The organism is Flavobacterium sp. YO12 (assembly GCF_004119495.1).
Classification (GTDB): Bacteria; Bacteroidota; Bacteroidia; order Flavobacteriales; family Flavobacteriaceae; genus Flavobacterium.
This window is the reverse complement of record NZ_NRQU01000125.1, coordinates 1-2407: the sequence shown is the minus strand read 5'-3', so window position 1 is coordinate 2407 and position 2407 is coordinate 1. Positions and strand designations below refer to the sequence as shown.

General features: G+C 41.0%; 1 pseudogene. It reads left to right on the top strand.

The window, feature by feature from the left end:
* Positions 1-2407, top strand: a pseudogene (locus BOW55_RS20565) (hypothetical protein); the annotation flags it as partial.

Genomic DNA, 2407 nt, shown 5'->3' with positions numbered 1-2407 from the left:
AAATACTGGTTCGGGGTTTACCAACGTCTCAAATGGTGCACCTTATTCTGGTGCTACTACAGCTACTCTAACTATTACTGGAGCAACAGCCGCAATGAATGGATATATTTATAGAGCTGTGGCAACAGGATTATGCACCCCCGCTGCTACTTCTAATATTGCTGCATTAACTGTTAATCATATTAATGTAGCACTTACAAAAGTTGACGTAAAATGTTATGGCGATTTAACTGGACAAGCAACAGCAACTGCCACTAATGGAACTGGATCCTATACCTATTCTTGGTCACCTTCGGGAGGAACTACTGCTACAGCATCTGGATTAGCTGCTGGAACTTATACTGTAACAGTTACCGATGGAAACACATGTGGTGAAACCAAAGAAAGTATTACCATTACACAGCCTTCTGCCCTTTCAGCCACTACAGCATCAACTGGAGTAAGTTGTTTTGGCGGAAGCAATGGTACAGCAAGTGTAACTGTATCAGGAGGAAGCCTTGGATACTCGTATTCATGGGAGCCATTAGGCGGTGTAACATCATCTATTTCGGGCAGGCCTGCCGGAGATTATACGTGTACAATTACAGATGGTAATCGTTGTACATTAGTTAAAACTGTTACGATAAGTAGTCCTGCAGCATTCTCAGCAACATATACAAAAACAGATGTTTCGTGCAACGGAGGAACTAATGGGTCTGCAACAATAAATGCCACAGGAGCAACTGAACCATATTCTTATACTTGGTTGTCAACTGGCGGATCGGGCAAAACGGCAACTGGATTAGCAGCAGGAACTTACACTGTTCTTATCCAAGATGCAAACACATGTGTTTATCCTGTTACTGTAGAAATAAATCAGCCAAGCCTTTTAGATGCAACTACATCACAAACTAATGTTCTTTGTAATGGAGGCGCAACTGGTACAGCAACAGTAACAGCTTCAGGAGGAAAACCAAACTCATATACTTATATATGGTCTCCAACTGGTGGAACTGCAGCTACAGCTACTGGACTTGCTATTGGAAAATACAGCTGTTTAATTACAGATGGTAACGGTTGTTCTATTACAAAAACTTTTGATATCACGGAGCCAGCAGCTTTATCGGCTACAACAAGTCAAATAAATGCAACCTGTTCAACAGGCGGCCAAGCAGCTGTAAATGTTGTTGGCGGTACAACTCCTTATTCTTTTGCATGGTCAAATGGCGCCACTACACAAATTGTAACAGGTTTATCTGCTGGAAGCTATACTTGCACAATTACAGATGGTAACGGATGCACACTTACTAGAAACTTTCTTGTGAATACAAGCAACACTTTAGTTGCTGCTACATCTCAAACTAATATTTTATGTAATGGTGCCAATACAGGTTCTGCTTCGGTAATTCCAGCTGGGGCACCAGGTCCATTTACTTACATTTGGGCGCCATATGGTGGTTCTAGAGATACTGCAAGTAACCTTACAGCAGGTAATTATAGTGTAACAATAACTTCTTCAAATGGTTGTTCTATTATAAAAACCTTTACTATTACAGAACCTTCTGCTTTAGCAGTTACACCATCTCAAACTAATTTATTATGCCACGGTGCAGCTACAGGATCTGCCTCTGTAAATGTTACAGGCGGTACTGGTTCTTATACGTATCAATGGGCTCCTACTGGAGGCTCTGCTAAGACAGCAACAGGACTTACCGCTGGTACTTATACGGTAACTATTACAGATCGTAATTCATGTAAAACCTCACAATCATTTACAATTACAGAACCTGACCCTATTAAGATAACTATTAATTCTAAAAATATTAGTTGTAATGGCGGATCTAACGGATCTGCAACAGCAACTGTAGTTGGAGGAACTGGCACCTATACTTATGCATGGTCACCATCTGGCGGCACTGCGGCAACTGCATCAGGACTTAGTCCAGGAAATTATACTGTAAAAGTTACTGATGCTAGTAATTGCTCAACAACAGAAAGTGTGTTAATAACAGAACCAAATGTATTAGTTGCTTCGATTGAAGCTCAAACCGATGCGTCTTGCAATGGATCTAAAAACGGAACGGCAACTGTAGCTGTATCAGGAGGTTTTGGCACCTATACATACTTATGGTCACCATCTGGCGGCACTGCTGCAACTGCAACAGGGCTTAGTCCGGGAACTTATACAGCAACCGTAACTGATGCAAACAATTGTACTGCAAAACAAAGTTTTACAATTGGAGAACCTGCAGCATTAAAAGTTACAAGTACTCAAAAAAATGTTACTTGTTATAACGGCGATAACGGAGAGGCAGCTGTTACAATTTCAGGAGGAATTGCGCCATATTCTTATAAATGGAGTAACTCTGACAGTACTGGTCCAACTGCACAAAATCTAGTAAAAGGCGATTATGTCTGTACCATAACA